Here is a 17968-nt window from a genome sequence, read left to right as displayed (position 1 = left end):
ACCACACCGTAATGGCCAAACTGATCGCGTTCGACGAGGAAGCCCGCCGCGGTCTTGAGCGCGGCTTGAACACCCTCGCCGAAGCCGTCAAGGTGACGCTTGGCCCCCGTGGCCGCAACGTCGTGCTCGAGAAGAAGTGGGGTGCGCCGACGATCACGAACGACGGCGTCTCCATCGCGAAGGAAATCGAGCTTGATGACCCCTGGGAGAAGATCGGGGCCGAGCTCGTCAAGGAAGTTGCCAAGAAGACCGACGACGTCGCGGGTGACGGCACCACCACCGCCACCGTGCTCGCCCAGGCTCTCGTCAAAGAGGGCCTGCGCAACGTTGCCGCCGGCGCTGACCCGATCAGCCTGAAGCGCGGCATCGAGCAGGCTGTCGAGGCCATCACGGAGCAGCTGCACAAGGCCGCCGTGCAGATCGAGACCAAGGAGCAGATCGCTGCTACCGCCTCGATCTCGGCCGCCGACCGCACGATCGGCGAGCTCATCGCCGAGGCGCTGGACAAGGTCGGCAAGGAAGGCGTCGTCACTGTCGAGGAGAGCAACACCTTCGGTCTCGAGCTCGAGCTCACCGAGGGCATGCGCTTCGACAAGGGCTACATCTCCGGCTACTTCGTGACCGACCCGGAGCGTCAGGAAGCCGAGCTCGAGGACCCCTACATCCTCCTCTTCGGCTCCAAGATCTCCACGGTCAAGGACGTGCTGCCGCTGCTGGAGAAGGTCATCCAGTCCGGCAAGCCGCTGCTGATCATCGCCGAGGACGTCGAGGGCGAAGCCCTTGCCACCCTGATCGTCAACAAGATGCGCGGCACCTTCAAGTCCGTCGCCGTCAAGGCGCCCGGCTTCGGTGACCGCCGCAAGGCCATCCTGCAGGACATCGCGATCCTGACCGGTGGCCAGGTCATCTCCGAGGACGTCGGCCTCAAGCTCGAGAACGCGGACCTTTCCCTGCTGGGCAAGGCTCGCAAGGCCGTCATCACCAAGGACGAGACCACCATCGTCGAGGGTGCTGGCGACGCCGACCAGATCCAGGGTCGCGTCAACCAGATCCGCGCCGAGATCGAGAACTCGGACTCGGACTACGACCGCGAGAAGCTCCAGGAGCGTCTGGCGAAGCTGGCCGGCGGCGTGGCCGTCATCAAGGCCGGTGCCGCCACCGAGGTCGAGCTGAAGGAGCGTAAGCACCGCATCGAAGACGCGGTCCGCAACGCCAAGGCCGCCGTCGAAGAGGGCATCGTCGCCGGTGGTGGCGTCGCTCTCATCCAGGCCGCCGAGGCCGCCTTCGCCGGTCTGAAGCTCGAGGGCGACGAGGCCACTGGTGCCAACATCGTCAAGGTCGCCGTCGAGGCGCCGCTCAAGCAGATCGCGATCAACGCCGGCCTCGAAGGCGGCGTCGTGGTGGAGAAGGTCAAGGGCCTGCCGCAGGGTCACGGCCTGAACGCCGCCACCGGTGTCTACGAGGACCTGCTCGCCGCCGGCGTGCCGGACCCCACGAAGGTCACCCGCTCCGCGCTGCAGAACGCCGCCTCCATCGCGGCGCTGTTCCTCACCACCGAGGCCGTTGTCGCCGACAAGCCGGAGAAGGCCGCCCCGGCCGCTCCGGGTGGCGACGGTGGCATGGGTGGCATGGACTTCTGAGTCCGGCCGCTTCATCCGGGAAAGCCCGGTCCGCTTCGGCGGGCCGGGCTTTTTCTTTGCCTGGGGTCGTGAGTGTTCCGGCCGGTTCTAACCGGCCGGAACACTCACGACCCCCGGACGTAAAGGGGCCCCGGACGCGCGAGGGGTGCGCCCGAGGCCGGGGTGGAGGGTTCGTGAACTGTCCCCTAGACGGTCAGGCGGGGACGGGGATCTCGGCGTCGAGGTGGGCGTCGGAGGCGGCCTCTTCGGCCGGGGTCAGGATCCACGCGGCGGCGTAGATCGGGATGGTCATGCCCATCAGCACGAAGGTGGCGATGGCCATCAGCACGCGGACCGCGGTCGGGTCGATGCCGAAGTACTGGGCCCAGCCGGCGCAGACGCCGCCGAGCTTGCGGTCGGTGCTGCTGCGGAAGAGCGGCTTGGCGGCGGTGGTGGTGGTCGGGAAGGTCTCGGAGAAGTTCACGTTGTTCGTCATGGGATAAGCATGCCCCGTAGACGTACGTATGGACATCCGGGAAACCCCTGAGCCCGTCCCTGAAAACCGGATGACCAGGGTTCCGGGGTCGCGGTACTACTACCTGGTGAAACACGACAGCCCCGAGTTCAAGGCGCTCGCCGAGCAGGGCATGATCCTGCGCTGCGAGGTCGGCTCCGGCCTGCTCGGGACCGCGCTGGAAGGCCAGCAGGACCGCGACGAGATGGGCATCTGTGTCGAGCCGCCGGAGTACGTCGCCGGGCTGCGGCAGTTCGAGCAGTACATCCACCGCGCGCGGCCGGAAGGTGTCCGGTCCGAGCCCGGGGACCTGGAGCTGGTCGTGTACTCGCTGCGCAAGTGGACGCGGCTCGCGCTCAATGGCAACCCGACCGTGCTCCTGCTGCTGTTCGTGCCGGAAAACGAGGTCGCCGAGATCAACGACTTCGGCCGGGAGCTGCGGGCGAACGCGCCGATCATCGTGTCGAGGCAGGCCGGACACCGGTTTCGCGGCTATCTTGCCGCTCAGCGGGACAGGATGCTCGGCAATGGCAGCCAGCGCACCAACCGGCCCGAGCTGATCGAGAAGCACGGCTTCGACACCAAGTTCGCGATGCACATGGTCCGGCTTGGCCTGCAAGGCGTCGAGCTGCTCGAGACCGGCAAGATCACGCTGCCGATTCCGGAGCCTTGGCGGACCTGGTTGCGTGAACTGCGCAAGGGCGAGCACGCGAAGGACGAGGCATTGGACGCCGCGGCCGAGCTGGACGCCCAGCTCGAAAAGCTGATCCGGACTTCGCCGCTACCGGAGCACCCCGATCACGCCGCGGCCGACGAATGGCTGGTGCGGGTCCACCGGGAGGCTTGGAAGATGGCTTGATGGCGATCACCCTCAAGTCGACGACAGGCAAGCTGGCGGCGCTGATTTCAGTGGCGGTACTGGGCTTCGGCACCGCCAGTGCCGCCACTGAAACCGGCCATGACGGCAGCAGGCTCGACACGGTCCTGCGCCGCGGCGAGGTGAAGGTCTGCACCACGGGCGATTACCGGCCATTCACCTACCGCGACGCGAACGGCGCCTACAGCGGCATCGACGTCGACCTGGCGAAGGAACTCGCGAACAGCCTCAAAGTCCGGCTCACCCTCGTGCCGACCACCTGGAAGACGCTGCTCGACGATCTCGGCCGCCGCTGCGACCTCGGCATGGGCGGCATCTCGATCACGCTCGACCGGGCCAAGCGCGCCTTCTTCTCCGAGCCCTACCTCCGCGACGGCAAGACCCCGATCACCCGCTGCGAAAACGCCGCCAGGTTCCAGACGCTCGAGCAGATCGACCAGCCAGGGGTCCGCGCGATCGTCAACCCCGGCGGCACCAACGAGCAGTTCGCCGACGCCAACCTCAAGCGCGCGACCATCGTCCGCCATCCCGACAACAACACCATCTTCGAGGAGATCCTCAAGGGCAACGCCGACTTGATGATCACCGACGCCACCGAAACCCGGTGGCAGGCCAAGCAGCATCCCGAGCTGTGCGCGGTCCATCCCGACCAGCCGTTCACCTTCGCCGAGAAGGCCTACCTGCTGCCACGCGGCGACGTCGTGTTCCAGCAATGGGTCGACCAGTGGCTGCATCTCGCGCTCAACGACGGCACCTACGCCCGCATCAGCAAGCCCTGGCTCGGCTGAAAGTCATTTGTATCTCGCTTGTACGGACATCCGGCACGGTACGGATCAACCAGTCGAGAGAGGACATACCGATGGCAATCAGACGCTGGATCACCGCGGTGGCCACGCTGGCGATGGGGTTGACCAGTGCGGCCGTGATCGCGTCGCCGGCGGGCGCCGCCGGTCCCCGCCCGAACTTCCAGGTGCCGTTCCCCTGCAACCAGACCTGGAACGGCAACAACGACAACTCCAGCGCGCACGTCGGCTGGGAACTCGACTTCAACCGCGGCAGCACCGCCGACGCCGACCTCGGTGACACGGTCGTCGCCGCGGCCGCCGGCAAGGTCGTCATCTCCGCGCACCAGGGTTCGACCAACGGCTACGGCAACCTGGTGAAGATCGACCACGGTGGTGGCTGGACCACCTACTACGCGCACCTGCGCGCGCGTTCGGTGAGCGTGGGCCAGCAGGTCGCGCAGGGCCAGAAGATCGGCGAGCTCGGCAACACCTCCAAGCCCGGCAACAACATCTCGCCGCACCTGCACTTCGAGGTCCGCACCTCGGACCAGGCGTACCCGAACAACACGCAGAAGGCCGTCTTCAACGGCGTCACCTTCCCGTACCCGCACGCCAACGTCACCTCGAAGAACACGTGCAGCGGCGGCGGCAACAACAACCCGTACGACGCCGTCGAGGTCTGCGGTGACGGCTACAAGGTCATCGACTCGGCCGCGCTGGGCTCGGCGGGCACCGCGTACCTGCTCTACAACTCCGCCAACGGCAACAACTGCGTGACCACCATCAAGAGCGCCTCGGTCGGCACGGCCAGCGCGGTTTCGGCCTTCCTCGAAGTCCAAGGATCGGCACGTAAGGCCGACACCGGCAGCTTCGAGTACTACGCCGGTCCGGTCAGCGCCCCGGCGGGCAACAAGTGCGTGAAGTGGGGTGGCTCAGCGGGTTCCTCGACCTACGAGAGCGGCTTCGAGCACTGCGGCTAACGAGACCGCACCCTGGCCAGGCGGGCTGCCCACCTGGTCAGGGTGTCTTCATCCGGCCGGAACCGATCGCGAAGATCCGGTTCCGGCGCGCTGCGTGGCACCGGCAGCTGACCGTCCACAGGAGACAATGAGGCCGAGCAGACATCGTTCTCCAGCAACGACATCGTGCCGAGTCCACAAGCGAACTCCAGTGACGGCAGCGCTCCGGCGAGCGCCAGCCCCGCCGCGAGCCCGACACTCGTCTCGACGGCGGACGAAACCACGCACGGCAGTCCACATGCTTCGGCGACTTCCAGCGCCCGGCGCACCCCGCCCAGCGGAGCCACCTTCAGCACCGCGATATCGGCCGCCCCGGCGACGGCGACCTTGAGCGGATCCTCGGCACGGCGGATCGACTCGTCCGCGGCGATCCGCACGTCGACCCGGCGCCGCACGGCCGCGAGCTCTTCGATGGAAACACAGGGCTGCTCGACGTATTCGAGCCCGTCCGCGGCCTTGTCGAGCACGCGGATCGCGTCGACCGCCGGGTCGACCTCCCAGGCCATGTTCGCGTCGACCCTGATCGCGCCGGACGGGCCGAGCGCGTCGCGCACCGCGGCCACCCGCTCGCAGTCGTCCACAAGGGACGAGCGCGGATCCGCGACCTTCACCTTCGCCGTCCGGCACCCCGACGCCGCGACCATGCGGTACGCCTCGTCCGGCGAGACGACCGGGACGGTCGTGTTGACCTCGATCCGGTCGCGGACCGGCGACGGCCAGCCGACCTCACTGGCCTCGACCGCCGAAGCCAGCCACGGCGCGGACTCGGCGTCGTCGTACTCGGTGAACGGGCAGAACTCGCCCCACCCCGCGGGTCCGTGCAGCAGCACGCCTTCACGCACGGTGATGCCGCGGAACCGTGTGCGCATGCGGAGCGAATAGACATCCATCACGGGAGATACTGCCACGCCGAGCACGTGCCGTTTCGCCCGGTAAGAGCCAGAATGAGGTGGTGGTGCTCCAGTTCCGTGTGCTCGGCACCGCCGAGGTGACGGCGGACGGTCGGCCCGTTCCGCTCGGCGGCAGCAGGCCGCTGATCGTGCTGGCCGGACTTCTGTTGCGCCCCAACCAGGTCGTTTCGGTCGAAGAGCTGAGCCGGTGGCTGTGGGACGACGACGACCGGCGCCGGTCCAAGGGCGCGTTGCAGACGTACGTCCTTCGCGTGCGCCGCGCGCTCGGCGAGCTCGCGCCGATCCGCACCGAACGCGGCGGCTATCTGATCGAAGTGGACGAAAGCGCGCTCGATCTCACCCGGTTCCGCGACTTCGCGGCCCGCGGCAAGCGCGCGGCGGCCAACGGCGAGCTGCGGCAGGCGGCGAGCCTGTTCACCGACGCGCTCGCGCAGTGGCGTGGCCCGGCGATGAGCAATGTGGAGTCCGACGCGCTGCACCGGGATGAGATCGCGCAGCTCGCCGAGGAACGGCTGCGCGTGCGTGAGCAATGGGCCGAGGCCATGCTCGCGCTCGGCGACTACGTCACGGTCATCCCGGAACTGACCGAGCTGACCAGGGAAAACCCGCTCCGCGAACGGTTGCACGAGCAGCTGATGATCGCGCTGTACCGGGCTGGGCGCCAAGCCGAGGCGCTCGCCGTCTATCGCGGGATCAGCGCCGTGCTCGCCGAGGAGCTCGGGCTAGACCCCGGCGCCTCGCTGCAGCGCGCGCATCAGGCGATCCTCACCGGCGACGAGGGCGCGAGGGTCGCGACGAGCGCGGGCCGCGCCGCGTACCGGCTCGGCTCCGAGCCGCTGATCCCGCGCCAGCTGCCCGCGGACCTCGGCGCGTTCGCCGGGCGCGAGGCCGACCTCAAGGCGTTGTGGGCGCTGGTGCCGGAGCAGCCCTCGGAAGGCTCGGCGTCCTCGCCGATCGCGTCGATCGAGGGCATGGGCGGCATCGGGAAGACCACGCTCGCCGTGCATTTCGCGCACGACGTCGCGGACCGTTTTCCCGGCGGGCAGATCTACGCCAACCTGCGTGGATACGGACCGGGTGACCCGGTCGAGCCCGCCGCCGCGCTGGAGACGATGCTCGCCTCGCTCGGCGTGCCCGCCGACCGGATCCCGAGCGACCTCGACGGCCGCGCGTCGCTCTGGCGCACGCACAGCGCGGGGCGGCGGCTGCTGATCCTGCTCGACAACGCCGCTGGCACCGAACAGGTCCGGCTGCTGCTGCCCGGCCCCGGCTGCCTGGTGCTGGTCACCAGCCGCTGGCAGCTTCGCGCGCTGGTCGCGCGGCACAGCGCGCATCGCGTCGCGCTCGACGAGCTGGCCGAACAGGACGCGATCACGCTGCTCGCCGCGACCATCGGCGTCGAGCGCACCAAGGCGGACTGCGCGGCGGCCGAACGCTTCGTCGACTACTGCGGCAGGCTCCCGCTGGCCATCCGCATCCTCGCGGTGCGCGCGGACCAGTTCCCCGAAGTGCCGCTGGCCGAGTTCCTCGACGAACTCGACACCGAGCACGACCGGCTCGGCTCGTTCGACCTCGCGGACGGCGACGAGACCAACATCCGCGCCGTGTTCTCGCACTCGTACCAGGCACTCGACGCGGAGGCCGCGCGCCTGCTCCGGCTGCTCAGCCTGCCGACGGGCGCCGACTTCAGCGCGCCGGCCGCCGCGGCGATCGCCGGCGTGGGCCTCGCGTCGGCGCGCACCAGCCTCAGCAAGCTCGCCTCGGCCTACCTGCTCGGTCAGCCGAGGCCTGGGCGGTACCAGTTCCACGACCTGATCCGCGTCTACGCGGCCGAGCTGTCCTCGCGCTTCGACTGTGAGGCGACGCGCGCGGCCGCGATCGACCGGCTGCTGGACTGGTATCTGTCGTCGGCGCTGAACGCGTCCAAGATCCTGCGGCCGGAACGGCATTACCGGCTGGTCGGCGACGTGGACGGCGGCTCGCAGTTCGGCTGCCACGAGCAGGCACTCGACTGGTTCGACGAGGAGGAGGCCAACCTCGTCGCGGCGGTGAGTTTCGCGTTCAGGGAAGAACGGTACGAGCGCTGCTGGCAGCTGGCCTGGGTCCTGCAGTCGGCGTTCATCATCCGCGCGCGCCTCGACGAGTGGCGGTCCGTCTTCGACCTCGCGCTGCGTGCCGCGCGGCTGGCGAAGAACCGGGCAGGTGAGGCCGGGATCCTCAGTGGACTCGGCGTCGCGCACGGTGTCGCCCGGCAGCACGCGGACTCGCTGCGGTACCTGCAGCAGGTCCTGGAGATCCAGCGTGAGCTGGGCACGCGCGAAGGCGAGGCGCGTGCACAGTACAACTTGGCGCTCTCGGCCGGTAACAACGGTGATCAGGAACGAGCGTATGACCACGCCTTGGAGGCACTGCGGCTCGTCCGCGAGCTGAACCTCGTCAACCTGGAAGCCGATGTCCTGCAAGCACTCGGCGACATCAACGCCGAACGAGGCGAGCACGAAAAAGCACTGGAACTCGCCGACAGCGCGCTGGCCATCTGGCGCCGTGCGGGCATCGTCGAGGACGAGCGGTTCGCGTTGCACAGCCGCGGCAAGGCACTGGTCGGGCTGGGCCGCACCGACGAGGGCATCGGGTGCATGCGGCAGGCGGTCGACATGTTCTTCAGCCGCGGCGAGTCGTACGAGGCCGCGGACGTGCTGGCCCAATTGGGTGACATCCACCTGAGACTCGGCGACAGCGCGTCCGCCCGGGACTGCTGGCTGCGCGCGGTACGGGTGCTGACCGAGCTTTCCCACCCAGACGCCGAAGACGTGCGCGCCAAGCTCGCCGCGCTGGCCGGTTCGTTCGGCCTGCCCGCGCACTGACCCCCAGTGAACAGTGCGCGGGCAGGCCACCCCGACGGTGTCACTCAACAGGATGGCGCTCACTGCCCGCTGACTGATGTTTGGACCACGCGCGAGCCCGGGTATCCGTTGCCTTCGATCCCGAAGGAAGGAGCGGATAGTCGTGCCTGACACACTGACCGGTCGCAGGGTGGCGTTCGTCGTCGCCCCCGAGGGCACCGAACAGGTCGAGCTCACCGAACCCTGGAAGGCGGTACAGGACGCGGGCGGGCACCCGGAACTCGTGTCCACGGAGGCCGGTTCCATCCAGGCGTTCAACCACTTGGACAAGGCGGACACCTTCCCCGTGGACCGCGTGGTCCGCGAGGCTTCCGCCGACGACTACGACGCGCTCGTCCTGCCGGGCGGCGTCGCCAACCCCGACTACCTGCGCACGGTGCCGGAAGCGGTCTCGTTCGTCAGCCAGTTCTTCGCGCAGGGCAAGCCCGTCGGCGCGATCTGCCACGCGCCGTGGACGCTCATCGAGGCCGACGTGGTCCGCGGCCGCCGCATGACGTCGTGGCCGAGCCTGAAGACGGACCTGACCAACGCGGGCGCGACCTGGGTCGACGAGGAAGTGGTCGTCGACAACGGCTTCGTCACCAGCCGCAAGCCCGACGACCTCCCCGCCTTCTGCGCGAAGGTCGTCGAAGAGATCTCCGAAGGCAAGCACGCGGGCCAGACGGCCTAAGGCCTCGTGAGTGTTCCGGCCGGAACACTCACGACCCCTTGGCGGGGGCCCGCTTCACGGAAGCGCGAAACCCGAGTTCAGGCCATTCAATGGCCCAAACTCGGGTTTCGCGAAGATCAACTCGGCCCAGCGCTGTCAGTCTCAAGTGAGCGGGCTGGGCGGAATGAACGGGGCTTATGTCACGTTCAGCGTTACGGACGTGGCGTTTGTGCGCTCGACCCGAGTTTGGTGGCGAGTGCGCGGGCGTCGCCGGGCGCTTTGACCTTCATGTCGTTGTCGAAGTAGACGTAGATGTCCTTGCCGCGGCGGGCTTGGATCGTGGCCGCCCAGTCGTCGAGTGCCTTGTCGCTGTAGCCGCTCGCGTAGAGCTCCTGGTCGCCGTGCAGGCGGAAGTAGAAGAAGTCCGCCGTGTCTTCGCGCGGGTTGGGGAACTTGCCCGCCGTGTCCGCGAAGACCAGCGCGACGTCGTGCTCGCGCAGCAGGGCCACGCACTCGGCCGACTCGAAGCTCGGGTGGCGGACCTCCAGTGCGTGCCGGATGCGGCGGTTCGGGCCGGGTTTCAGCCAGGGGTCGGTCTTGAGCTTTTCGTTGTGGTGCTTGGCCAACGCGGCCGCGGCGCGCGTGGTGCGGGGCAGCAGCTCGAAGAACTCCGTGAGCCGTTCGGGGTCGAAGCGCAGGCGGGGCGGGAGCTGCCAGAGCACCGGGCCCAGCTTGTGCTTGAGCGCCAGCACACCGGACGCGAAGAAGTTCGCCAAGGGGGTTTCGACGTCGCGGAGTTGCTTCATGTGGGTGATGAAGCGCGGGCCTTTCACCGCGAACACGAAGTCGTCCGGCGTCTGGGCGAACCATGTCTGGAAGGACGTCGGCCGCTGCAGTGAATAGAACGTCCCGTTGATCTCGACCGTGCTCACTTGCCGAGCCAAGTAGGCCAGCTCTTCCTTGTGCGGCAAACCCTGGGGGTAGAAGGTGCCTCGCCAGGGCGGATACAGCCAGCCCGAAACCCCGACACGGATCACGAGACACCTCCTCCCCGCCGGAGTAGCCACCCCGGCCACGCCCGAAACTCAGGCCCAGGAGAACTTCCAGTGCCGCGAGTGCACCAGACCCGCCGCGTACTCACGCAGGTTGCCCGGTTGCCCGGCGAACGTCGGCAGGCTGAACGCGCGGTGCTCGGCGGCGACCGTCAGCGCGCGGCCCTGACTGCGCGGGGGCGCGGACACCGAGAGCTCCAGCGAGTCGAAGCCGAGCGAGATGAGGGTCGCGCCGAAGCGCTCCTCCCAGCTGCGCAGCACGCCGGAGAGCTCGGCGACCTGGTCGGTGAACTTGATCATGCCGGTCCAGCCGAGTATCGCCGGGATGTCGGCCGGGCGCTCGGTCTGGACCAGGCCCAGCCGGTACTCGGCGTGGGCCGCGAGCACCGAGCCGGTGTTGCCCGCCTCGGCGAGCGGGTCGGCGCGGCGCTGGGGACGGCGGGCGAGGCCGGGGAACTTGGCGCCGAAGGGGCGCAGGCAGGCGCCGTCGCAGCAGGAGGCGTCCCACCAGCGGTCCAGCGTGACGGCCGGGTCGACCAGGCCGATCTTGTGCTGGGCGGGCGCGAGCCTGCCGCGGTCGTCGATCCAGTCCTCGCCGTTGACCGCGAACCGCTGATCGCGCGGGATGAGCACCGGCCAGAGACCGGTGCGGTCGTACTCCGCGACACACGTCAGATACCGCGAAGACTGCGTCAGCGGCTCGTCCGAGACCCACAGCCTGCCGTGCCAGTGGCCGGGCGGGAGGGTCTGGACGATCGGCGTGACCGGGCGGAACGGAGCGATGGTCATGGGAGGTCCCCTCGAACTGGTGTTCGGCTAGATGCCTCGAACAGTAGTTCGAACCACCGACAATTTCCAGTCCGATCTTCGCTCACCTGTTCGGGTGAACGTCGAAAACCGCAGGTCAGCGCGGTGCTACCAGGCGTCTTCCCTGAACACGGGCTCCGCGGGTTCATCCTCTTCGACGACCGGCTCCGCGGCCGGTTCGGCTGGCTTGGCAGCTTGGGGGAGCAGGCCCGGGTAGTCGTCGATGATCTTCGCCTCGACCAGCGGCGTGTACAGCCCGCGCACCTCGTCGCGCGCCCGCGACGCCGCCAGCTGGACCGCGCGGAGGATCACCCCGGCGTCCGCGTCGCGTGCGGACTCCAGCCGTGTCGGCATCCCGAGGTAGTCCACGGTCACCTGGACCGAGCCGTCCGCCGACGACGCGGACCCGGTGACCTGGCGCGCCTGCGAGAGCACTGCTTCCAGCAGGCGCTCCGGGTTACGCCGGAGCGCCTCCTCCTGCCTGGCGCGGAACTCCGCCCGCCCCTGGGCGACGGGGTCCATCAGCCGAGCGCCGACGAGATGTTCGACGGCGGCCGTGAGCCCGCCTCTTTCTTCTTCTTGGCCAGCCATTTGTCGACGTCGTCCGTGGTGTGCTCCGGCACCAGCACCTTGCCGGGGTCCTCGTCGAACCTGCCGACGTCGACCGGGCTGGACGGCGGCGTCGGCCGCGACTCCCCGAGCTGCTGGAGCTTGGGGAGCACCTCGTCGTTGATGCCGTTGACGAGCCGCTCTTCCAGCTCGCGGCAGGCGCGCAGGTACTTGTACGCGATGTCCTGGTACTTCTCGCCGTCCAGTGACTCCTTGGCGGCTTCGGTCACGCCGTCGGCCACCGCCGCGGTCACCGCGCTGCCGTACGAGATCGCCGTCGCGACCGCGGCCTCGCTGGCCGCCAGGCCCACCCCGGCGGTCACCACGCCGAACGCCGCGCCGACCAGGCTGCCGACCACGGTCAGCACCACCTTCCAGCCGGACGCCTCGTCGTTCTCCTGCTTCTGGCCCAGCGCGGCGACGAAGTTCTGCGCGAGCTTGAGCCAGTCCGCCCGCGCCGCCTTGATGATGCTCGCGTAGGACAGCAGGCAGGACGCGAGCGTCGCCGCCGCCTCCCGCTCGTCGTTGACGAAGTCCATGATCTTGCCGCCGTACGCGGCGCACGCGGCCTGCGCGTCACCGCGCCAGTTGCGGAAGATGTTGACGCAGGCGCTCTGGAAGTCCTCCATGCCGTCGTCGAGCCCGCGCGCGTTCTTGACCAGCGTCTCGTAGACCTGGCCGAGCTCGTCGAGCGGCTGCCCTGACAACAGCTGCGCGGTGTGGAAGAAGTCGTCGAAATGCACGTCGGTCATCGGCAGGCCCTGCATCATCTGCGACTGGCCTTCCATGCTGAACGAGTCGTGCTTGTTCGTCAGGAAGTCCACCCACCCGGCCAACGGGACCAGGAACGGCACCAGCCCGCCTGCCTCGAGGAACGATTTGTCGAGGCTGTCGAAGTCGACGGTCATCGGATCACCCCGGCGGCCTTGATGTTCTCGCCGGTGGCGTCCTCGACCGCGCGATAGGACCGCACGACGTCCTTCAGCGCGTCGCGGAAGCCCTCCAGTGACGCGACCGCCGCGCGCTGGCCGTCCAGCACGGCGGCCGCCGACGCCGCGAACATCCCGATCAGCACGGGACCGCCGGTGCCGAGCAGGCTCGTCGCGTCGTGGCCGGAGATCGTTTCGACGTCTTTGTACAGCTGCTGGAAATGCTCCAGCGCCGGCTCGATGTCGTTCTTGATGCCGTTTTCCAGCTCGGTCAGGTCTGCTGCGAAATCAGCCCGTTCGTCGCTCATGTACGCCCCCATCCAGGTCATTTCCCCGACTGGGACGGGAGCGAACCGGCGGCGGTTCCGTCCTTACAACGGACGCAGCAGGTCGTCGGCGTCGACGATCAGGTACGCGTACCCCTGCTCGGCCAGGAAGCGCTGCCGGTGCGCGGCGTATTCGGTGTCGACGGTGTCCCGCGAGACGACCGAGTAGAAATGCGCCTGCCGCCCGTCGCCCTTGGGCCGCAGCAGCCTGCCGAGCCGCTGCGCCTCCTCCTGGCGTGAGCCGAACGTGCCCGAGATCTGGATCGCGACCGAGGCCTCCGGCAGGTCGATCGAGAAGTTGGCCACCTTGGACACCACGAGTGTGCTGATCTCGCCGCGCCGGAACGCGTCGAACAGCTCCTCGCGCTCCTTGTTCTTCGTCGCGCCTTGGATCACCGGCGCGTCCAGTTCGGCGCCGAGCATCTCCAGCTGGTCGAGATAGGCGCCGATGACCAAGGTCGGCTCGCCCTTGTGTTTCTCCACAATGGACTTGATGACCGCGGTCTTGGTGTCCGCCGTGGACGCGAGCTTGTACCGCTCCTCGGCCTCGGCCGTGGCGTACTGCAGCCGCTCGTTGTCGGTCAGCGTCACGCGGACCTCGACGCACTCGGCAGGCGCGATCCAGCCCTGCGCCTCGATGTCGCGCCACGGCACGTCGTAGCGCTTCGGCCCGATCAGGGAGAACACGTCGCCTTCGCGCCCGTCCTCGCGCACGAGCGTCGCGGTCAGCCCGAGACGGCGCCGCGACTGCAGGTCCGCGGTCATCCGGAACACCGGGGCGGGCAGCAGGTGCACCTCGTCGTACACGACCAGGCCCCAGTCTCGCGAGTCGAACAGCTCGAGGTGCCGGTACTCGCCCTTGGTCTTGCGGGTGATCACCTGGTACGTCGCGATGGTGACCGGGCGGATTTCCTTCTTCTCGCCCGAATACTCACCGATCTCCTCCTCGGTGAGCGACGTCCGCGCGATCAGCTCACGCTTCCACTGCCGCCCGGCGACGGTGTTGGTCACCAGGATCAGCGTCGTCGCCTGCGCCTTGGCCATCGCGGCCGCGCCGACCAGCGTCTTGCCCGCGCCACAAGGCAGCACGACGACACCGGAGCCACCGGCCCAGAACGCCTCCGCGGCCATGCGCTGGTAGTCGCGCAGCTTCCAGTCGCCCTCGTCGAGCGCGATCGGGTGCGCCTCGCCGTCGACGTACCCGGCGAAGTCCTCGGCGGGCCAGCCGACCTTGAGCAGCGCCTGCTTCAGCCGCCCGCGCTCGGACGGGTGCACCACGACCGTGTCCGGGTCGATGCGCGCGCCCAGCATCGGGCTGATCTTCTTGTGCCGGAGGATCTCCTCCAGCACCGCGCGGTCGGTGGTCGACATGACCAGCCCGTGCGCCGGGTGGTTGGCGATCTGCAGCCTGCCGAACCGGCCCATCGTGTCGACGACGTCGATCAGCAGCGGCTGCGGAACGGGAAAGCGGGAGTACGTGGTCAGCGCGTCGACGACCTGCTCGGCGTCGTGCCCGGCGGCGCGCGCGTTCCACAAAGCCAGCGGGGTGACGCGATAGGTGTGGACATGCTCGGGCGCCCGCTCCAGCTCGGCGAACGGCGCGATGGCGGTCCGCGCGTCCGCCGCCATCGGGTGGTCGACCTCGAGCAGCACTGTCTTGTCTGATTGCACGATCAAGGGGCCGTCGGTCACCAGTCCTTTATACGTGGCTACGACGATCACCTGGGAAAAGCCCCGTGCGAAGATGAGCACACCGGGGATCGGGAGGGGACACCTTGAGCACGAACGAACCATTCATGGCGCCGGCGCCGCCGGTGCCGGAGGTCGAGATCAAGCGGCTGGCCACCGGCGCCAAGATCGGCATCACGCTCGGCGTGGTGTTCGCGTTCCTGCTCAGCTTCGGTGTCTCGATGCTGTTCTTCCGCGTCGTGTCGGTCGCCTCGGCCGTCGGGACCGGCGACTGCCTGACGCTCAAGTCCGGCACCGACGGCCACGACTACGACTACCGGAAGACCTCGTGCTCACGCGACGAGGCCATCTACCGCGTGGAGGCGAGGGTGTTCCCCGGCGCGAGCTGCCCCGCCGGGGACTTCCTCAAGGTGAAGACGGCCACCGACCACAGCGAACCGCTCTCGACGCTGTGCCTGGCGCTCAACGTCGACACCGGCGACTGCGTGCGCAACGCCGACAGCGAGACGGCGGTCGAGCGGATCAGCTGCGCGGCCAGGGGCGCCGAGGTGAGGGTGATCGTCCACCGCTACTCCGTCGAGCCGGACCTCTGCTCGTCAGGCGACCACATCCGGGTTTACGAAGGCCCCTACGAGCGCACGATCTGCCTCACGCCCGTCACCAACGCCTAGCGCGGCGTGAGTGGTCGTGAGTGTTCCGGCCGGTTCTAACCGGTCTAAACACTCACGAGCTCCACGTATCCGTCGGGGCGAATCAGCAGCAGCTCGCCGTCGTACTCGCCGCTGGTCTTAGCTCGGACCGTCCTGATCGGTCCGTCCGGCACGTCATGCGTGCCGAGGTCGAGGCGCAGCCAGCGGCCGGGGCGCAGCAGTGCCGAGAGCGAGACCGGGCCCTCGGCCGTGACCAGGTCGAGGTCCGGCATCCGGCGCGCGTTCGGGTAGCGCAGGTCGAGGCCGGACAGCAGCCCGGTGAGGTACCGGTTCGCGTCGGGCTGCCGGAACATCTCGCTGAAGATCTCCCGCAACGCCAGCACGTCCTCGCTCAGCGACGGCGCGGTGAACACGCGTTGCGCCGCGGTGTGCCGCAGCACTTGGGCGGCGACGGGATGGCGTTCGTCGTGATAGCTGTCGAGCCGCGACGGGTCGCCGTGCACCGCTTCGGCGAGTTTCCAGCCGAGGTTGAAGGCGTCCTGGATGCCGAGGTTCAGGCCCTGCGCGCCGAGCGGCGGGTGGATGTGCGCCGCGTCGCCCGCGAACAGCACCCGGCCGTGCCGGTACTGCTCGAGCTGCCGGGTCGCGTCGCTGAAGCGCGAGGCGACACAGACCTCGGCGAGTGAGGTTTCGTTGCCGTACAAGGCTTTCAGTGCCGTCTGCACCTCGTCGAAGGTGACCGGGGTGTCGCGCTGTGACTGTTCGCCGATCTTGCCGAAGACGAACCGGTACCGGCCTTCGGCGAACGGCGTGAGCATGCTCCAGTAGCCGTTCGCCTGCCTGGTGATCTCGCGGAAATGCGCGATCCGCCTCGGCACCAGGTCCGACATGGCCGCGAGGCGGATGTCGGTCAGCGTCGCCACGTACGTGCCCGCGCGGCCGGGGAACGGCACGCCCAGCAGCTTGCGCACCGTGCTGTGCGCGCCGTCGGCGGCGACCAGGTAGCGGGCGCGGAAGGTCGCCCCGGCTTCGATCGTGACCCCGTCGTCGTCCTGGCTGACCCTGGTCACCTCGTGCCCGCGCAGCACGACCGCGCCGTCGCGGACCGCGCGGGCTTCGAGCGCGGCCTCGATCCGGTTCTGCGGCACGTTCCCGACCTTCGGGTGCTTCGTCTGCCATGGGCCGTAGTCCAGTGGCACCGGAAGCCCGCCGAAATGGCCGACGGCGTCGGGCAGCGGGTCACCGCCGATGGTGATCCCGCGCAGGTCGAACACCTCGAAGGTGCGGGGCTGCACCCCGTTGCCCTTGGCCATCTCGCTGGTCGACGGCAGCTTCTCCAGCACGGTCACGCGGACCCCCGCCAGAGCCAGCTCGGCCGCTGTCATCAATCCGGCGGGCCCGGCGCCCGCCACCACCACGTCTGTTTCGCGCACGGCACACTCCTCACACTTGGAGCAAAAGTATACCAAGTGCAAGAAGTGCCTGGGGCTACTTTGGCCGGTCGCCTCCCGGCAGCAGCGCGATCACGTCGAGCCGGTCGCTGATCAGCTTCTCGTTGTGCATCAGGTCGGCGACCCGCTGGAGCCGGATGCCGTTGAGGGTGGCCGGGTACGTCCCCAGCGCGATGAGCGAGGCCGTCGTGGCGTCGATGTCGGAGAACTTCGGCAGCGCCGCGCGCACGACCGCCGGATCGTCGGCACGCTGCTGTGCCTCGCCGAGCACGAGCCGGAACAACGCGAGCGTCTTCGGGTTGGCTTGGGCGAACATGCCGCTCGACGCGTACCCGGACACCGGGAAGTCGAGCGTGGCGCCCGCGGCGCCGTCGGCGAGGATGCGCGCGCCGAGTTCCTTCTCCGCCTTGGTGATGTACGGCTCGACCATCCAGGCGGCGTCGACGTCGCCGTCGCGTAAAGCGTCGGCCATTTGATCGAAGGGGCGTTGTTCGAAGTGAATCTTTTTCGGATCCACTCCCGCGGTGCCCAGCGTCGATTTGGCGGCCAGTGAACCGAGATCGTCGAGCATGTTGACGGCGATGGTCGGTGATTTCTTGGCGGCCGGTTCGGGATACTTGGATGAGGGCAACGTCACCAGCGCCATGGTGTTGGGGCCCGCCGTGTAAGCCTCACCTTGCAACTGGAGCGCGGTGCCGCTCGCCGCCGCGCGGAACAATGCGACATCGCTGGCGAAAGCGACATCGAGCTCGCCCGCCGCGAGCCTGCTGAGCGCGGTGTTCTCCTGACCTTGCTCGACGAGGTCGACTTGAAGCCCGGCGCCGGCGAAACGGCCTTCCTGAACCGCGAGCCGCAGTGGCGCAGTGTCAATAACGTTGCCGACGCCCACTCGGAGGGTTGTTCTTTCGAGTGAAACCGCCGCAGGGCCTCGATCATTGCCGAACATCGAGCAGCCAGTCATCGCCAGTACGCCGATGACCAGCGGAATCCCGATCCTTCGCGCCATCCGGACCCCTCAACAGCCGAGCGAATATGCTCCTTATGCTGGAGCTTAAGCGCCACTGGCAATAGCATCGCGGGCAGGCCGTACCACTAATGAGCGGCTTTCGGATCACTCAGAGTTTAACTACTCTGGAGTAGGTTCGAGGTCAAGCCCTCTATAGCCGGCCGAGTGCGTC

17 protein-coding genes are annotated in these 17968 nt (G+C 68.5%); 7 read left to right on the top strand and 10 right to left on the bottom strand.

The genetic code is table 11. The features are described from left to right. Window positions 1–11 precede the first annotated feature (11 nt). Complete coding sequence (groL, locus tag BLV57_RS08555; protein ID WP_091288114.1) at window positions 12–1640, top strand: chaperonin GroEL; 1629 nt, start codon at window positions 12–14, stop codon at window positions 1638–1640. Between the two features lie 193 nt (window positions 1641–1833). Here groL and BLV57_RS08550 read toward each other — a convergent pair whose 3' ends face one another. Then, the gene (locus BLV57_RS08550) at window positions 1834–2115 is read right to left on the bottom strand and encodes a PspC domain-containing protein (protein ID WP_091288113.1); all 282 of its coding nucleotides are present in this window, start codon (window positions 2113–2115) and stop codon (window positions 1834–1836) included. A gap of 70 nt (window positions 2116–2185) precedes the next feature. On the opposite strand from BLV57_RS08550, the gene BLV57_RS08545 reads away from it, so the two are divergent. The 3 genes from BLV57_RS08545 to BLV57_RS08535 all read left to right on the top strand — a co-directional run bounded on the left by BLV57_RS08545 (window position 2186) and on the right by BLV57_RS08535 (window position 4775). Then, the gene (locus BLV57_RS08545) at window positions 2186–2992 is read left to right on the top strand and encodes a nucleotidyltransferase domain-containing protein (protein WP_245757224.1); all 807 of its coding nucleotides are present in this window, start codon (window positions 2186–2188) and stop codon (window positions 2990–2992) included. Continuing rightward, the gene (locus BLV57_RS08540) at window positions 2992–3798 is read left to right on the top strand and encodes a transporter substrate-binding domain-containing protein (RefSeq protein WP_091288112.1); all 807 of its coding nucleotides are present in this window, start codon (window positions 2992–2994) and stop codon (window positions 3796–3798) included. Before BLV57_RS08545 ends, BLV57_RS08540 begins: the two co-directional genes overlap by 1 nt. A gap of 71 nt (window positions 3799–3869) precedes the next feature. After that, window positions 3870–4775 (top strand): M23 family metallopeptidase, encoded by a 906-nt coding sequence (locus BLV57_RS08535; protein WP_091288111.1) that lies wholly within the window; start codon window positions 3870–3872, stop codon window positions 4773–4775. Here BLV57_RS08535 and BLV57_RS08530 read toward each other — a convergent pair. After that, window positions 4772–5704, bottom strand: a complete 933-nt coding sequence (locus BLV57_RS08530; RefSeq protein WP_091288110.1) for an o-succinylbenzoate synthase — start codon at window positions 5702–5704, stop codon at window positions 4772–4774. The genes BLV57_RS08535 and BLV57_RS08530 overlap by 4 nt on opposite strands. 65 nt (window positions 5705–5769) lie before the next feature. On the opposite strand from BLV57_RS08530, the gene BLV57_RS08525 reads away from it, so the two are divergent. Then, window positions 5770–8589: an AfsR/SARP family transcriptional regulator gene (locus BLV57_RS08525; protein WP_425425969.1), complete on the top strand. Its 2820-nt coding sequence runs from the start codon at window positions 5770–5772 to the stop codon at window positions 8587–8589. A 136-nt stretch (window positions 8590–8725) separates the two neighbouring features. Next, window positions 8726–9298 (top strand): type 1 glutamine amidotransferase domain-containing protein, encoded by a 573-nt coding sequence (locus tag BLV57_RS08520; RefSeq protein ID WP_091289025.1) that lies wholly within the window; start codon window positions 8726–8728, stop codon window positions 9296–9298. A gap of 191 nt (window positions 9299–9489) precedes the next feature. On the opposite strand, the gene BLV57_RS08515 is transcribed toward BLV57_RS08520, so the two are convergent. From BLV57_RS08515 to BLV57_RS08490, 6 genes are all read right to left on the bottom strand, one after another. Then, window positions 9490–10314: a DUF72 domain-containing protein gene (locus tag BLV57_RS08515; protein ID WP_176968545.1), complete on the bottom strand. Its 825-nt coding sequence runs from the start codon at window positions 10312–10314 to the stop codon at window positions 9490–9492. A gap of 48 nt (window positions 10315–10362) precedes the next feature. Continuing rightward, window positions 10363–11118, bottom strand: a complete 756-nt coding sequence (locus BLV57_RS08510) for a DUF4253 domain-containing protein (protein ID WP_091288108.1) — start codon at window positions 11116–11118, stop codon at window positions 10363–10365. Window positions 11119–11244: 126 nt separating this feature from the next. After that, complete coding sequence (locus BLV57_RS08505; RefSeq protein WP_091288107.1) at window positions 11245–11658, bottom strand: hypothetical protein; 414 nt, start codon at window positions 11656–11658, stop codon at window positions 11245–11247. After that, complete coding sequence (locus BLV57_RS08500; protein ID WP_091288106.1) at window positions 11658–12653, bottom strand: hypothetical protein; 996 nt, start codon at window positions 12651–12653, stop codon at window positions 11658–11660. The genes BLV57_RS08505 and BLV57_RS08500 overlap by 1 nt, the downstream gene beginning before the upstream one ends. Next, window positions 12650–12982 (bottom strand): hypothetical protein, encoded by a 333-nt coding sequence (locus tag BLV57_RS08495; RefSeq protein ID WP_143047014.1) that lies wholly within the window; start codon window positions 12980–12982, stop codon window positions 12650–12652. Before BLV57_RS08495 ends, BLV57_RS08500 begins: the two co-directional genes overlap by 4 nt. A 63-nt stretch (window positions 12983–13045) precedes the next feature. Further along, window positions 13046–14692 (bottom strand): DNA repair helicase XPB, encoded by a 1647-nt coding sequence (locus BLV57_RS08490; protein WP_091289023.1) that lies wholly within the window; start codon window positions 14690–14692, stop codon window positions 13046–13048. A gap of 83 nt (window positions 14693–14775) precedes the next feature. Here BLV57_RS08490 and BLV57_RS08485 point away from each other — a divergent pair, with 83 nt between their 5' ends. Beyond that, on the top strand, window positions 14776–15360 hold the full coding sequence (locus BLV57_RS08485) for an LppU/SCO3897 family protein (protein ID WP_143047013.1): 585 nt from the start codon (window positions 14776–14778) through the stop codon (window positions 15358–15360). A 44-nt stretch (window positions 15361–15404) separates the two neighbouring features. Here the strand turns inward: BLV57_RS08485 and BLV57_RS08480 are convergent, their stop codons facing one another. After that, a complete protein-coding gene (locus BLV57_RS08480) occupies window positions 15405–16772 on the bottom strand; it encodes an FAD-dependent monooxygenase (RefSeq protein ID WP_245757223.1) in 1368 nt (455 codons plus the stop codon). A 55-nt stretch (window positions 16773–16827) separates the two neighbouring features. Continuing rightward, window positions 16828–17796, bottom strand: coding sequence for an ABC transporter substrate-binding protein (locus BLV57_RS08475; RefSeq protein WP_091288103.1), 969 nt, complete (start codon window positions 17794–17796; stop codon window positions 16828–16830). Window positions 17797–17968 lie beyond the last annotated feature (172 nt).

Source organism: Amycolatopsis xylanica, from assembly GCF_900107045.1.
Classification (GTDB): Bacteria; Actinomycetota; Actinomycetes; order Mycobacteriales; family Pseudonocardiaceae; genus Amycolatopsis; species Amycolatopsis xylanica.
The sequence above is the reverse complement of the archived record's forward strand: the minus strand, read 5'-3'. Positions and strand labels throughout refer to the sequence as shown.